At 52.4% G+C, this 14087-nt stretch carries 12 protein-coding genes and 4 pseudogenes; 9 read left to right on the forward strand and 7 right to left on the reverse strand.

Features of this window, described 5'->3' with window-relative positions; translation table 11 throughout:
• Together repA and KGP22_RS23400 are read left to right on the forward strand one after the other, a co-directional pair.
• Positions 1–876 (forward strand): incFII family plasmid replication initiator RepA, encoded by an 876-nt coding sequence (gene repA, locus KGP22_RS23395; protein WP_223582740.1) that lies wholly within the window; start codon positions 1–3, stop codon positions 874–876.
• A 961-nt stretch (positions 877–1837) separates the two neighbouring features.
• Positions 1838–2452: a DUF2913 family protein gene (locus KGP22_RS23400; protein ID WP_223582742.1), complete on the forward strand. Its 615-nt coding sequence runs from the start codon at positions 1838–1840 to the stop codon at positions 2450–2452.
• A 217-nt stretch (positions 2453–2669) separates the two neighbouring features.
• On the opposite strand, the pseudogene KGP22_RS23405 reads toward KGP22_RS23400, so the two are convergent.
• Positions 2670–2843, reverse strand: a pseudogene (locus KGP22_RS23405) (IS91 family transposase); the annotation flags it as partial.
• A gap of 311 nt (positions 2844–3154) precedes the next feature.
• Here KGP22_RS23405 and KGP22_RS23410 point away from each other — a divergent pair.
• A complete protein-coding gene (locus tag KGP22_RS23410) occupies positions 3155–4774 on the forward strand; it encodes an ISL3 family transposase (RefSeq protein WP_223582744.1) in 1620 nt (539 codons plus the stop codon).
• 155 nt (positions 4775–4929) lie between these two features.
• Here the strand turns inward: KGP22_RS23410 and KGP22_RS23415 are convergent, their stop codons facing one another.
• Positions 4930–5832 carry a LysR family transcriptional regulator gene (locus KGP22_RS23415; RefSeq protein ID WP_223582747.1) on the reverse strand — a complete coding sequence of 301 codons (903 nt, stop codon included), beginning with the start codon at positions 5830–5832 and terminating at the stop codon, positions 4930–4932.
• Between the two features lie 48 nt (positions 5833–5880).
• Positions 5881–6394, reverse strand: a pseudogene (locus KGP22_RS23420) (DDE-type integrase/transposase/recombinase); the annotation flags it as partial.
• Positions 6395–6708: 314 nt separating this feature from the next.
• Here KGP22_RS23420 and KGP22_RS23425 point away from each other — a divergent pair.
• Positions 6709–6996, forward strand: a complete 288-nt coding sequence (locus tag KGP22_RS23425; RefSeq protein ID WP_223582749.1) for a hypothetical protein — start codon at positions 6709–6711, stop codon at positions 6994–6996.
• Positions 6997–7043: 47 nt separating this feature from the next.
• Here KGP22_RS23425 and KGP22_RS23430 read toward each other — a convergent pair.
• Both KGP22_RS23430 and KGP22_RS23435 read right to left on the reverse strand, forming a co-directional pair.
• Positions 7044–7130, reverse strand: a pseudogene (locus tag KGP22_RS23430) (LysR family transcriptional regulator); the annotation flags it as partial.
• Positions 7096–7311 carry a hypothetical protein gene (locus KGP22_RS23435; RefSeq protein ID WP_223582811.1) on the reverse strand — a complete coding sequence of 72 codons (216 nt, stop codon included), beginning with the start codon at positions 7309–7311 and terminating at the stop codon, positions 7096–7098. The pseudogene KGP22_RS23430 and the gene KGP22_RS23435, both read right to left, overlap by 35 nt.
• On the opposite strand from KGP22_RS23435, the pseudogene KGP22_RS23440 reads away from it, so the two are divergent.
• The 5 genes and pseudogenes from KGP22_RS23440 to maiA all read left to right on the forward strand — a co-directional run.
• Positions 7310–7865, forward strand: a pseudogene (locus KGP22_RS23440) (CoA transferase subunit A); the annotation flags it as partial. The gene KGP22_RS23435 and the pseudogene KGP22_RS23440 overlap by 2 nt on opposite strands.
• A 190-nt stretch (positions 7866–8055) precedes the next feature.
• Positions 8056–8595 carry a VOC family protein gene (locus KGP22_RS23445; RefSeq protein WP_223582751.1) on the forward strand — a complete coding sequence of 180 codons (540 nt, stop codon included), beginning with the start codon at positions 8056–8058 and terminating at the stop codon, positions 8593–8595.
• Between the two features lie 123 nt (positions 8596–8718).
• The gene (locus KGP22_RS23450; RefSeq protein WP_223582753.1) at positions 8719–10056 is read left to right on the forward strand and encodes an MFS transporter; all 1338 of its coding nucleotides are present in this window, start codon (positions 8719–8721) and stop codon (positions 10054–10056) included.
• Positions 10057–10131: 75 nt separating this feature from the next.
• A complete protein-coding gene (locus tag KGP22_RS23455) occupies positions 10132–11148 on the forward strand; it encodes a fumarylacetoacetate hydrolase family protein (protein ID WP_223582755.1) in 1017 nt (338 codons plus the stop codon).
• A 55-nt stretch (positions 11149–11203) separates the two neighbouring features.
• Positions 11204–11863, forward strand: a complete 660-nt coding sequence (maiA, locus tag KGP22_RS23460; protein WP_223582757.1) for a maleylacetoacetate isomerase — start codon at positions 11204–11206, stop codon at positions 11861–11863.
• A gap of 330 nt (positions 11864–12193) precedes the next feature.
• Here maiA and KGP22_RS23465 read toward each other — a convergent pair whose 3' ends face one another.
• Positions 12194–12418, reverse strand: a complete 225-nt coding sequence (locus KGP22_RS23465; protein WP_223582759.1) for a hypothetical protein — start codon at positions 12416–12418, stop codon at positions 12194–12196.
• Between the two features lie 40 nt (positions 12419–12458).
• On the reverse strand, positions 12459–14072 hold the full coding sequence (locus tag KGP22_RS23470; protein WP_223582761.1) for an IS66 family transposase: 1614 nt from the start codon (positions 14070–14072) through the stop codon (positions 12459–12461).
• Between the last annotated feature and the right edge of the window lie 15 nt (positions 14073–14087).

Raw genomic sequence — 14087 nt, forward strand, 5'->3', positions numbered from 1 at the left:
GTGCGGGAAGGTGTGACTGACGCTCAGACCCTGTTCTCACATTACCGTCAGGTCAGAAACCCGCATCCGGCATTCACGCCGCGTGAAGGAAAGAAGACGCTGCCGTTCTGTCGTAAGCTGATGGCGAAAGCCGAAGGCTTCACGTCCCGTTTTGATTTTTCCGTCCACGTGGCGTTCGTGCGCTCGCTGGGTAAGCGTCACCGCATGCCGCCGGTGCTGCGCCGTCGTGCCATTGATGCGCTGCTGCAGGGGCTTTGCTTCCACTACGACCCGCTGGCCAACCGCGTCCAGCGCTCCATCACCAATCTGGCCATCGAGTGCGGACTGGCGACGGAGTCGAAGAGTGGCAACCTGTCCATCACCCGCGCCACGCGGGCGCTGAAATTTATGGCGGAGCTGGGTCTGATTACCTATCAGACCGAATATGACCCGCAGATTGGGTGCAATATCCCGACCGATATCACCTTCACGCCGGCGCTGTTCTCGGCGCTGGACGTCTCAGACGTGGCCGTGGTGGCCGCGCGCCGCAGCCGCGTGGAATGGGAAAATCAGCAGCGTAAAAAACAGCGCCTCCAGCCGCTGGGGATGGACGAGCTGATAGCGAAGGCCTGGCGTTTTGTGCGCGAGCGGTTCCGCAGCTACCAGACCGAGCGCAAGTCGCACGGGCTGAAGCGCGCGCGCGCCCGCCGCGACGCGGGCAGAACCCGTCAGGATATTGTCACGCTGGTGAAACAGCAGCTGACGCGCGAGTACGCCAGCGGCCGCTTTACCGGCGGGCTGGATGCGATGAAGCGCGAGCTTGAGCGGCGCGTGAAGGAGCGCATGCTGATGTCGCGGGGCAACAACTACACGCGACTGGCCACCGTCCCCATATAACCCTCCTTCATGAAAAATCCGGCTGACGCCGGAGGATTTCGCACGCCTGCAGCATACAGTCGCGCATTATCTGAGCAACATGGTCTACCCCACCATCAAAATTCCCACCGTCCTGTCCCCAAAACGGCCCAAAATCTCACCGGCGAAGCCCGCTGCGGTCGCTGAATACACTTACCCACATTTAACTGCAAGGGACCTTTCCATAAGGTTACAACCGTACAGCTTACAGAGCGCCAGCCGATGTATTTTCAAAGTGCGTGGTTTCCTTTAAAAACCTGCTCTGTACTTCTTTTAAATAAATAAGATTACTTCTTATAAATAAATAACCTGTTCGTCGCCTGCCCTGTGGACAGGCTCAGGAGAATGCCCGCCCCTGCAGCGGACTCACGTCCGCGCCGGTTCGGTGAACATAAGAGGTTGGTCCCGCCGCGTTGCAGCGGGCGCTGTCGCGCGCGTATAGTTACAACATACAAAAATGAGAGCGGCAGACCGTGCACAGCGGCAACACCTGAGCCAGAACCCACCACTGAAAAGCGCCGCCACCCCCGGCCACAGGCCGGGAGTAGTGTCGCTTTTAGTGATGGATGTTGTAACCAGCTTTTGAGTGGCTGTAAGTGGTATCGCTGGAAGTATTGTGTACACGCCCGTAAGCGGCCCTGACGGCCCGCTAACGCGGAGATACATTCCGGCTATGCCGGAATCACTCCGGTGGCGCACACAGGCTTCTGCGTCGCTTTGAGCGGGGTTGGGTCTGGCAGGGGGAAGGTATGGATTGGTGAAACCTGTCAACAACGTAACCGGCTGCGCCGGGCTACGGCGCCACTCACTCACAGTGCCATATTCAACGCACGCTGGCGCCTCCATGCCGCGTTGCGGCATCACGTGACGGGTACCGTTAAATATCATTAACTATCATCAGGATATGCTATACTGCCCCGGTATATGATACCCGGAGATAACCGTGTCGCTGACTGAACAATCTGGCCATCTGGCATGGTGCGCCCTCATTGCCCTGCTGACCGCCCGGGAAGACCGCGTGGTGGTCTCAGAGTCGCAGGAAAATCTGTTTCTTGCCCGCTGGCTCGCGCAGGCAAAAAAACAGCGCCGGTTTTCCCGTGACGTCGCCACTGATATCGACTGGCTCCTCAACCAGGCCCGCACCCTCGGTATCCGGGCTCGGATGCGCCACAAGCTGGACTATCTCTGGCGCAGCTGTACCGGCGAACTGTCAGAACAGAATGACCTCTTTCGCCTGACGTATGCGATGGAGCTGGCAAAACAGTATGACTGGGTGTATCACGTCCTCAGCGACAGTGAGTGGTGCGGCCGGCGTCAGATTCAGCCAGCGGCGTCGGTTAACAGCATCTCTCTGCTGAAAAGCGCGCTGGAAATCGGTTTTAATGATGACGGGAAGCAGGTTATGCCGGTGCCGGTAAGAATTGGTGGCCAGGCTGACGGGCTGAATGCGCTGCTGAAAACCTGCGGCTGGGAGGCCGTCTGCTGCGACGGAGACTGGACACTGCTGACCATAAACCCGGTCAGTAATGGCGAAACTGACACGCAAACCGCCGGCTGAGTGACGGCATTAACAGGGGGATGACGGGTTATGGGTTTTCTGGTTCACGTATAGGAAATTGAAACCTTTTCTGCTCTGGAATGAAGTGGTTGAAATTTAACCCCTCTTTGATTTATGTCTCCGTGGGTAAGCGGGCACTCCCCGGAGTGGTGATAATTTGTGCTTTTTCAGGTCAATTTCCAGGCTGCCAGTGTACGCAAGGCAGATCTTCCCTTCATCAGGCCGGGATATACCTCATCAGACTGCTCTCCCGGGCATGAGTCTTCAGCCCCTGCACATTCAGGCCTGCTACCGCACGACGGTACGCCATCTTCCCTCCACACAACACGCATTCAAACGGGTCACGTCGCAGGAACTGCTTACTCATCTGCGCATAGCAGACCTTCGGTACAATGGAACGAAAACGTACATTAGTGAAGTAACTGTCTGATATATCAAAACGCAAGCCTGATACCAGAGATCACTCACTGATTAGGTAATATTCATTTAAAAATAGTTTCGCTTAGTGACCGCCGGGTCTGATAACCTGTTGCCCTTTTCTGGTGCAACCTGTTACCCCGGGCGGGGACATATTGTCAACGACGGGTAAAAAGTGATCCACTTATATCTCCACCGACGGTCTAATATTGGGTCTTCCGCAACTTGGGTGGAAGAAAATCAATGAAACTTTTTAGTTAACAAAGATCTAAGCTGTTTTAAGTTATGGATGACGAGATGACCTCACTTAAAACACTTTTGCAGCTACCTTGTGGATGGCAATCCAGCCGACAAATTACTGGCTCTGATGGGATCACCCTCCATCTCCGCGCCACGCGTAAAACAGCGCAATGCCCTGAATGTCTAAAACGCAGCCGCTCTGTTCATAGTTGTCGTCGACGACGGATACAACACCTCCCATGCTCCGGCCGGACACTCTGGTTAATCTTTGCTGTCCGGCACTGGTACTGCCGTAACCCGTCCTGTTCACGCAAAATCTTTGCGGAATCGCTGGCTCCTTTTGCTGGTCCACAGCAGCAGTCTTCAGCGTTACTTCAAAATCTACAGCATCAACTGGGACTCATTGCTGGCGGAGAGGCTGGAAGACGGGCTGCGGTAGCCTCAGGAATACAGATCAGCCCGGATACGTTGCTGCGTAGGGTCGTTCAGGCTCCAGAGCAGACGGAGAACAGGACCCGGCATGTCGGTATCGACGAGTGGGCATGGCATAGGGGCCACAGGTACGGCACGCTGATTGTTAACCTCGATACGCATCGCCCTCTGGTACTACTGCCCGGTCGGGAGCAGCGCACTCTGACTGCATGGTTTAAAAAATACCCGGAGATACAGGTCGTTTCACGCGATCGAGGAGGTATTTACTCCATGGCTGCCCGGGAAGGAGCACCTCAGGCCAGACAGGTGGCCGATAGATGGCACCTGTTAAAAAATATTGGCGATGCGCTTGAACGAATGATGTACAGACATATGCCTCTGATAAGGCTGGTTGCCAGTGAGTTGTCACCAAAGAAATCACCTGAGCCAGAATCCTCTGTGCCAGTACCAACGCTCCGTCGTCCGGAACGACTTAAACAGCAGACCCGAAATAAACGACATCAGCGCTGGACAGAGGTTATGGCCCTGCATAATAAGGGGTGTGGGTTCAGGGAAATATCCCGCATCACTGGATTATCACGCGTAACAGTCAGTCGCTGGGTGCAGTCAGGGGCATTCCCTGAAATATCGACCCGGCCTCCAAAGCGAGGCCTTCTTGACCCATGGCGAAAGTGGATGGAAGAGCAACGTGAAAGTGGTAATTATAATGCTAGCCAGATATGGCGGGAAATGGTGATGAAGGGGTTTACAGGCAGTGAAACCATCGTCAGGGATGCCGTTGCCAGATGGCGTAAAGGCTGGCTCCCACCGGTTGCTGCCACCACCCGACTTCCTTCCGCTTCCCGTGTAAGCCGCTGGCTGATGCCCTGGCGAATAATCAGGGGTGAAGAAAATTATGCCTCCCGCTTCATCGGGCTGATGTGTGAAAAAGAGCCGCAGCTGAAAATAGCACAACAACTGGCACTGGACTTCTACCGGATCCTGAAAACCAAAAACAAGCAACAACTTAGCAGATGGTTCAGTAATGTCAGCAAAAGCGGCCCGGTTGAGCTTCAGCGTGTTGCTGCCGGGATGGAAGCTGATGCAGCAGCAATATATGAAGCGATTACCAGCCGATGGAGTAACGGTGTAGTCGAAGGGCATGTAAATCGCCTGAAAATGCTGAAGCGGCAGATGTACGGGCGTGCTGGGTTCGAGTTACTGAGGCGACGGGTGTTGAGTCCTCTGGCCTGAAAGGTTCCACCCAAGTTGCGGAAGACCCACTTTTTACCCGTCGTTGACAATTGTGCAGGTCAGATGCTTATCCTTCGGAACTTCTCTGGCTTAGCTGCCCCAGTCGTCGCTGGTGATAATGTCCGGAATCACGCTCGTTTAGCGGCGTCGAAAATCTATTTAGAATAGCAGGAGAAGAGCTTCGGTATTTCGTGCAGGAACCAGGATTTAGCTTCTCCCATGCTGTCGCGACGCCACGCCATAATGATATCCACCTCATGGCTATATTCCGGGCTGACAACGCGCAGCCGCCCTTCAGCAATATCTTTTTCCACAAACGGATACGGCATTGTCGCCACGCCAAGCCCTGCCAACAGCGCCTGCCGTTTGTCTTCCAGCGAGGTAACTGTCAGACGAGGCTGTTTATCCAGCAACTGTACCGTCAATACAGGACGTTCACGTGCGGTATCTGCGACTGCAACACCGCGATACTTCACGCGCGTGACTTCAGACAGCGGTTCCGGCTCGTTGTGAATAGGGTGACTGGGTGCAGCAACATAGATGTTATTCACGCTGTAAAGCTTGCGCGAGTTGATTTCCGAACTTGAACGCAAATGCCTGCCCGACGCAATGACGATGTCTGCTCTGCCAGTATCCAGACTCTCCCAGACGCCTGCCAGAACCTCGGTGATGATTGACAGCTGCGTATTGGCCTTCGCCGCCAGGCGGTCAACCAGCGGGAACAGCGCTTCAGTCGGCACCAGTGCTTCGGTAACTAACGTCAGATGGTTTTCCCAGCCTCGCGCCAGCGCTTCGGCGTCCGCTGTAAGCTTGTCCGCAGCTTCCAGAAGCATGCGACCGCGCTCCAGAAACATTCGCCCCACATTAGTGAATTTTGTTCGGTGACCTGAGCGATCAAACAACAACACGTCCAGCTCTTCCTCCAGCTTCTGCATGGTGTAACTTAGCGCAGACGGAACGCGTCGCAACTCATTTGCCGCCGCTGCAAAACTGCCACGCCGGTCAATCGCGTCTATGACGCGAAGCGCCTCAAGCGTTAATGCTCTCTCTTTTGCCATGTCGTACTCAGTTGATCTTGACCCGCCATCTCCGGACAGCTTTGTCTCTTAATTTAACGATGCCCACCCTCTCCGGTATTCCCTTGGGGAGTGATATCCCAGCGCGCTGTACGGTTGTAATGCGTGAACGATGCTGCAAGGTTTCGCAGGGCTGTTCTCACATCCGGTTTTGCCATGAACGCGATATAGTCTTCCTTCATCGTCTTCACGAACCGCTCTGCCATGCCATTACTCTGTGGGCTGCTCACTGCTGTTGTACAGGGTTCCAGATTCAGCTCTCTGGCGAACTTCCGCGTTTCATGCGAGGTATACGCTGAACCGTTATCTGTCAGCCACTGCACCGGTGTGTCGGGCAACCTGTCGCCGAAGCGTTTTTCCACCGACCTCAGCATCACATCCTGCATGGCGAACTGTCATAGCCTCCCGTGCTTGCTGCCCAGTCTATGGCCTCACGGTCACAGCTGTCCAGCGCGAACGTTACACGCAGTTTTTCGCCGTTGTCGCAGCCGAACTCGAAGCCATCTGAACACCAGCGCATATCGCTTTCTGCAACGGCGATTTGGCTTGAAGAACAGCGAGAAAGCGGAAACCACAATGCCAGTCAGATATGGCGAGAAATGGCGGGAAAACGGTTCGCAGGCATGATGCTCCCAAAACGCCTTATAATCGCCTGATAGAACTGCATACTCTGCGTGCTGAGTTCCGATGCCATTTTGACGATATCATCCACGCACTAGATCCTTTGAAGTTGCTGGAAACCATTCGACTTTATCAGCATCAGTTGGTACGAATAGCTGTCGGAGATCCTGTTGGAGACAAAAACAGCGATTTAACCGCATTTTGCAGGGCCTCTCCGTAGCCTGGCAGGAAGGTGCAGTGAATCCTTTACATCATCCAGCACCATCAAAACCTCGCCACTGGCGAATCCGTGCAGATCCCTTCGCTGACGTCTGGAACGAAATAGAATGCTGGCTTAAAGATGAACCGCAACTGGGCAGTACCGAATTACTTCTCAAACTTGAAGACGCACATCCGGGTCAATTTACGGAGGGTCATCGCAGAACACTGCAACGCAGGTTGCAGGAATGGCGGGTCAGGGTGGTCAGAGAACTGGTCTACGGAACTCATGCCGATGGTAACATTTTAGCTGAAGCAAGAAAGTAACATTAACTGGTGAGGCAACACGTCGGCAAAACTAGTTGACGTCTAATATCCAGCCCCTTAATGGTCAGACTCAATGCTGATTGCGACAAATGCAGTCTTTTACTGGCGTGGACGAAATTCAGAGTGTGAGCCACCGCTAAAAATGCGCGTAACTGCTTGACGCTCATTTTCATTCTTTCGCCAGTTAATTAATTGAAAAAATTCAGTTAAAAATAATTTAATAAAAAAAACAAATGAGTACATCACAAATTCAAAATTAACAAATAAGTCTCTGCCATCAATGATGGCGGCATAAGCAACGGGAGAGATAAACATGTCTGGACTGGACAAACGTGTGCTCAGTTATGCAGAAGCACTCAATGGTCTGAAAGACGGCATGACCGTGCTGGCTGGCGGCTTTGAACTGTGCAGTAGTCCTGAAAATCTGATTGCTGAAGTCAGACGTGTTACCAACGGTGCGAAAGGTTATAGCTTCATATGTGGGGGAAAACGCACTGTTTGAACAACTAGTACCCTGTGGCGAACTGGAAATTGAACTGACACCTCAGGGAACGCTAGCAGAGAGAATGCGTGCAGGAGGGGCTGGTATCCCCGCATTTTATACCGCAACAGGATATGGCACGCCGATTTCTGAGGGTAAAGGGCTTCATCAGTTTGGTGGTAATCATTACATTCCTGAAGAGTCTCTGACAGGGTATTTTGCATTAATCAAGGGCTGGAAAACAGACTGGTACGGCAATGTGGTTTATCGCCATACTGCGCAGAATTTCAATCGACTCATGGCGACGGCGGCTCAGATAACGGTAGTAGAAGTGGAGGAAATTGTCCCGCCGGGTGAATTACCGCCAGACGCTATTCATACCCCGGGTACACTCTGTGCAGTGTGGTGGACAGGGTATTGCCATGCCCCTTTTCTGCTGATGTAGTTCCTTGATTTCCCGATAGTCTCCATGCTAACGAGATGTTGTATAACGCATTGACAGCTCTCCTGTATCGGCGTTGCTTGATGCCGGGAGACTAAACTTTCAAAAGCATTTTACAGATATCTGGAGAAAAAAGATGCAACTTATTAAGAGAATTCACCATGTGGCTTATCGCTGCAAAGATGCCAAAGAGACGGTCGAATGGTACCAGAAGTACCTGGGAATGAACTTTGTTCTCGCTATTGCTGAGAATCAGGTCCCCTCGACAAAAGAGCCGGATCCCTACATGCATGTTTTTATGGATGCGGGTAATGGCAGTATTTTGGCCTTCTTCGAATTACCGACCAGACCTGAAATGGGGCGAGATCCGAATACTCCAGACTGGACTCAACACCTGGCTTTCGAAATCGGGTCATTCGATGAATTGATGGAAATTAAGAGTAAACTCGAGATTGATAGAATTTCAGTCGTTGGGCCGACCGACCACACTATCTTCCAGTCCATTTACTTCTTCGATCCGAATGGTCATCGTCTCGAGCTGGCGGTCAATACCGGAACACCAAAGATGGCAGCATTGCTTAATGACGTTAAGTGGGAAATGCTCAACGAGTGGTCCAGGACCAAAAAAGCACCTCAGCACGCCAGCTGGATGCACGATGGCAGCTATACAGAATAACGCGTATTACCTATCAGGCCGGGGTTACTAAGCCGTTCCCCGGATAGTTAAACTGAATTACAACTGTGATCGTCTGAGAGCCCATTATTTAAAAGGGGTTTAAGGATATCTAGGAGACATTTAATGGGTTTGACTTCAAAAATAGACGTCGTCAGGCTGATTGACGAAAATCCCATAGGTACGTCCCAGTGGCGTATTTTTATCCTGTGCGCTATTTGCATGATACTTGATGGTTTCGACGCTCAGGCAATAAGCTATGTTGCCCCAGCGTTACTTCAGGACTGGTATGCTGACAAGACGGTTCTAGGGCCCGTATTTGGTGCCGGTTTATCCGGTCTGCTCATCGGCTCTCTGATATTCAGCATTGCTGCCGATAAACTTGGGCGACGCCCCGTGCTCATCGTATCCACATTCTTTTTTGGTGTGTGCATGCTGTTCACACCATTTTCCAGTACCATCCAGGAACTGATCATCATTCGATTTATCACTGGGCTGGGACTGGGTGCCATTATGCCCAACTCGATGGCGCTTTGCGGAGAGTTCAGTCCAAAGCGTAAGCGTATCTTAATAATGATGCTGATTTCCTGCTGCTTTACTGTTGGTGCCATGCTTGGTGGTATAGTTTCAGCTGTACTGATCCCTGTGCATGGCTGGCAATCAGTATTCTGGTTGGGTGGTCTCTTGCCGCTGATTCTCGCAATACTAATGACCGTCTATCTGCCTGAGTCCCTTCAGTTCCAGGTGCTCAGTGGGAAAAGTGTGGATACAACGCGGACAGCCTGCAATAAAATCTTTCCGGAGCAGCATATTTCCGATGACATGGAACTGGTGGCTGTCGGACATCACAATACCGGTTTACCCATCATTGCTCTATTTCAGGATGGCAGGACGGCCGGAACGCTGGTGCTCTGGACAATCAGTTTTCTTAATATGATAGCTCTCTATTTCCTGTCCAACTGGCTGCCAACGATTGCCAGACTCGCTGGGATGAGTCTTGAACAAGCCGTACTTGCTGGTGCCATGCTGCAATTGGGCGGAACCATCGGTACCATTGTAATGGGCAGCCTAATCGACAAAATTGGATTCAGACGTGTTCTGGTGCCGTGCTTTGCAATAGCCGCCGTGTTCATCGCCTTAATCGGTCATTCAATAGAAGTGATCACGCTGTTGTTTACTGTTGTTTTTGTCACTGGTTTTACCGTCGTTGGTGGTCAACCAGCTATCAATGCGATGGCTGCCAGTTACTACCCAACCACACTGCGAACGACCGGAGTGGGCTGTAGCCTAGGTGTTGGTAGGATCGGATCGGTGGTAGGGCCCGTTATCGGTGGTCAGCTGATCGGTTTGAACTGGAGTCAGGGCAGTCTTTTTTTTCTGATCGCCATACCTTCGATCATCATTGTTCTGGTTCTGCTGCTTGGTGTACGAATCGAGCAGACTGTGTTGTCTGATCCTTCGTGATTCACCAGGAAGAGGTAGTGTGCCGGAAAACCGAAGGCAACCGTCTTTCCATTATCATCAAAAATGGAGTAAAAAATGAAACTGGCTACGTTGAAAAACGGTCGTCGTGACGGCGTCCTTGTCGTCGTGAATCGCACCCTGACCCATTGTCAGAAAGTCCCTTCTATTGCCAGTACTTTGCAGGACGCACTTGATCATTGGGATACAGCTGAAGGGAAATTGCGTGAAATTTACAATGCTATGAATAGGGGGGAGTTACAGGCTGCGCAGACGTTTAATCCTGCACAGTGCCACTCTCCGTTGCCGCGCGCCTACCAGTGGGCTGATGGGTCGGCATACATCAATCATGTCGAACTCGTTCGCCGTGCTCGTGGTGCTGAGCTTCCGCCGTCTTTCTGGACTGAGCCTCTGATGTATCAGGGCGGATCTGACTCGTTTCTCGGCCCACGAGACCCCATTACAGTCAGTTCCGAAGAATGGGGGGTTGACCTCGAAGCGGAAGTGGCGGTGATCACTGATGATGTACCTATGGGCACCACACCGGAACAGGCGAAGAACCATATTCGACTCATCATGTTGGTTAACGATGTTTCCTTACGTAATCTGATCCCGACTGAACTGGCCAAGGGGTTTGGTTTTTTCCAGTCGAAACCGTCATCGGCTTTTAGTCCAGTAGCCATTACGCCGGATGAGCTTGGAAGAGACTGGCGTGATGGTAAAGTTCATCGTCCTCTGACAGTCAGCATCAATAGTACCCTCTTTGGGCATCCGGATGCAGGTCAGGACATGACTTTCAGCTTCCCGCAGTTGATTGCCCATGCTGCCAAAACCCGCAATCTGGAGGCCGGTTCCATCCTTGGCTCAGGAACAGTCTCGAACAAACAGGGGGATCTGTATGGTTCATCGATTATCAATGGTGGTGTCGGTTACTGTTGTCTTGCAGAGGTCAGGATGTACGAAACTATCGAGAAAGGTAAACCACAGACCGGCTTCCTGAAGTTTGGCGACAGCGTGAAAATTGAAATGTTTGATAATAATGGCCAGAGTCTGTTCGGTGCTATTGAGCAGCAAGTCCAGCCAAATGCTGAATGAGAAGTAGTCCGGGGAGTCTCCTGAATTTGTTTACGCTCTGTCAGGACAAAATAGTATGAAGCTTTATACCTATTTCAGAAGTTCGGCCTCCTACAGGGTTAGAATTGCTCTAAACCTCAAAGGGATACAATACGATACCGAGTCAGTACATTTACTGAAATCCGGTGGTCAGCAGAATTCGGTCAGCTACCGGGCACTCAGTCCACTCGGTCTTGTTCCCTGCCTTGAGACAGATGCTGGCGGCCATCTGACGCAGTCTCTGGCTATTATTGAGTATCTGGAGGAAGTTTATCCGGATGCTCCATTGCTACCGGTTAGTCCTGGGGATAGGGCTAGGGTCAGAGGTATTGCCCAGACGATTTCCTGTGATATCCATCCACTTAATAACCTCCGAGTTCTTAATTTTCTTACCGGGAAGTTTGGCCTGTCGGTGGAAGATAAAGAAGGCTGGTATAGCCATTGGCTTACTGAGGGCCTGCTGGCCATCGAAAGAATGCTCATTGATGATCCACGAACCGGTCGTTTCTGCCATGGTAATACGCCAGGATTAGCTGATTGTTGCCTGATACCGCAGGTCTTCAATGCGCGGCGTTTCAATTGCTCGCTGGAACGTATGCCTACTATCCAGCGAATTTGCCTGGCGTGTGAAGAGCTGATATCGTTTCATGCTGCATCTCCGGTTAATCAGCCTGATGCGGAACCAGAGAACAATTAATTTGATTAAACTTTGTAGCTCCGGCATTTGCCGTGGTTTCTTGGGGAAAATTCCTGGAGTATGAACCGCCCCGGGAATCCTGGAGACTAAACTCCTTGAGAGAGGTTATGAGACGACAATAACTCAGTCCGGTTGGCGCTGATTATTCTGGCCGATTTTGTAATCTGAGCATCATGTTCATGGTTAGGAAAATGAATCATCGTTTTGAAAATTTCCTGACCATGAACAGCAGTGTCAACAATGCAGTAATGATGCGCCATCGGGAACGTTATAGTCATAAAATGCTGTTTTTGACGTGTTTTTAACCCGTAACCCATATTTCAGACGCACTTATCCTGCAGCCTGTGCCAGAAGCCATCGTTTTCTGTCTATGTCATGCAGCCTTTCTGCCACTAATTCGGTCGTATGTCTCCCTGCCTGTGCACTGCTGAAGCGCAGCCGGTTGCCGCACAGAAGGCATTTGTACGGATCCGTGCGCAAAAATTCCTTCATCAGCACGGCGAAGCCCGGCTGCTCCGGTTTTTCCCGCGTCTCCATCTCCAGGGCTTCATACACTTTTGGCGTAAGCGCTCCGTCCTGAGCGTGGTCGTAAGGATTATTTTACAGAAGAGAGGTTCCAGGGTAGCAGTTCATGTAGCCGGTTTGAAGGCCAGGCGTTGATCTTGCTTATAATATCACGCAGCCAGCCTTCCGGCTCCACGCCGTTCAGCTTGCAGGTGCCAACCAGGCTGTAGATCACCGCCGCGGCCTCACCGCCGTTATCAGAGCCGAAGAACAGATAATTTTTCCTGCCAACTGCCACTGAGCGCAACGCGTTTTCACCGATGTTATTGTCGATCTCTACCTGACCGTTGCGGCAGTATTCGTTCAGCGCATCCCATTGTTTCAGCATGTACGCGAACGCCTTCGCCATCTCAGCGTGGACCGACAGCGTTTTCATCTGCTCCTGTACCCAGTCATACAACGACTGCATCAGCGGGACCGTCCGCTCCTTTCTGGCTGTCAGTCGCTCACCCGGCGGGAGACCACGGATTTCGGCTTCGATAACGTACAGCGCAGCTATCCGTTTCAGCGCCTCATTCGTCATCACAGTTGGCCGCCGCGCATGCTCGTCATGGATTTTTCGTCTGGCATGCGCCATGCACGCTGCCTCTCTGATCCGCCCGGACTCATACAACGCATCGTAAGCGCCGTACGTATCGGCCTGCAGCACGCCCTGATACCCGGAGAGATGCCGCTGCGGATGTTCCCCCTTACGATCCGCTGAGTAAGAGAACCACACTGCCGGTGGTTCTGTCGCCCCGGCGTTGCTGTCATCCCGGACGTAGACCCACAAGCGACCGGTTCGCGTTTTACCTCTCCCCGGCTCCAGCACCCTGACCGGCGTGTCATCGGTATGCACCTTGCCAGCCTGAAGGACGTACTGGTTGAGCGCCTCATACAGCGGACGAAGCCGGCTGCCCATCATCACGACCCAGCGCACCATCGTGTTACGACTCAGCGTCAGTCCATGACGGGCGTAGATTTCAGACTGTCGGTACAGAGGCGTATGCTCCACATATTTTCCTACCAGGATACGGGCCAGCAGGCTGCTGCCCACACGACTGCCTTCTACTGGTTTGGCCGGGAGTGGCGCCTGCACGATAACGTCGCACCGGCTGCACGCCAGTTTTGGCCGGACCGTTTCGATAACTTTAAAGGCGGTATTGATGATTTCCAGTTGTTCAGAGAGAGTTTCTCCCATCACCTTCAGTTCTCCACCACAGGACGGGCAGACGCTGTCCGCTGGCAGGAGAGTCTGCGTTTCCCGTGGCAGGTCTTCTGGCAGCGGTTTTCGGGTGGTGTTGCGGGCGGTTTTTCCTGGCGTCGTTTGTGGCGCAACCTCAGCATCTGTTGGCGCATCCAGGACCGCTTTGTCGTCGTTCAGGCAGTTTTTTGCCGCCTCCAGGCGGTTTTCCAGCTCTGCCAGCCGTTTCTCTGCCTGGCGGATTTTGTTTTCCAGCTTATTACGGCTCTTTTCCGAACTCTGACCGAACAGCATTCTCCGCAGTTTATCCAGCTGTGCTTTCAGGCGGTTGATTTCCTGCTCATAACCCGCCAGCTGGCCTGCATACTGGCGCAACCGGGTCTGCTGGTCGTTCAGCATCGTCCGCTGTTTACGCAGCATGGCTTTTAACTGGTCGATATCGTCAGGGAGTTCATTTTCCATACACCCGACATTACA

Origin of the sequence: Enterobacter sp. JBIWA005 (assembly GCF_019968805.1) — a bacterium.
Classification (GTDB): Bacteria; Pseudomonadota; Gammaproteobacteria; order Enterobacterales; family Enterobacteriaceae; genus Enterobacter; species Enterobacter vonholyi.

What these genes read in the sequence shown, in the direction of transcription:
- KGP22_RS23435 (WP_223582811.1), bottom strand. Translation starts at nt 7,311, where the DNA reads ATGTTTATCTCTCCCGTTGCTTATGCCGCCATCATTGATGGCAGAGAC.
- KGP22_RS23455 (WP_223582755.1), top strand. Translation starts at nt 10,132, where the DNA reads ATGAAACTGGCTACGTTGAAAAACGGTCGTCGTGACGGCGTCCTTGTC.
- KGP22_RS23410 (WP_223582744.1), top strand. Translation starts at nt 3,155, where the DNA reads ATGGATGACGAGATGACCTCACTTAAAACACTTTTGCAGCTACCTTGT.
- KGP22_RS23445 (WP_223582751.1), top strand. Translation starts at nt 8,056, where the DNA reads ATGCAACTTATTAAGAGAATTCACCATGTGGCTTATCGCTGCAAAGAT.
- KGP22_RS23470 (WP_223582761.1), bottom strand. Translation starts at nt 14,072, where the DNA reads ATGGAAAATGAACTCCCTGACGATATCGACCAGTTAAAAGCCATGCTG.
- KGP22_RS23415 (WP_223582747.1), bottom strand. Translation starts at nt 5,832, where the DNA reads ATGGCAAAAGAGAGAGCATTAACGCTTGAGGCGCTTCGCGTCATAGAC.
- KGP22_RS23450 (WP_223582753.1), top strand. Translation starts at nt 8,719, where the DNA reads ATGGGTTTGACTTCAAAAATAGACGTCGTCAGGCTGATTGACGAAAAT.
- maiA (WP_223582757.1), top strand. Translation starts at nt 11,204, where the DNA reads ATGAAGCTTTATACCTATTTCAGAAGTTCGGCCTCCTACAGGGTTAGA.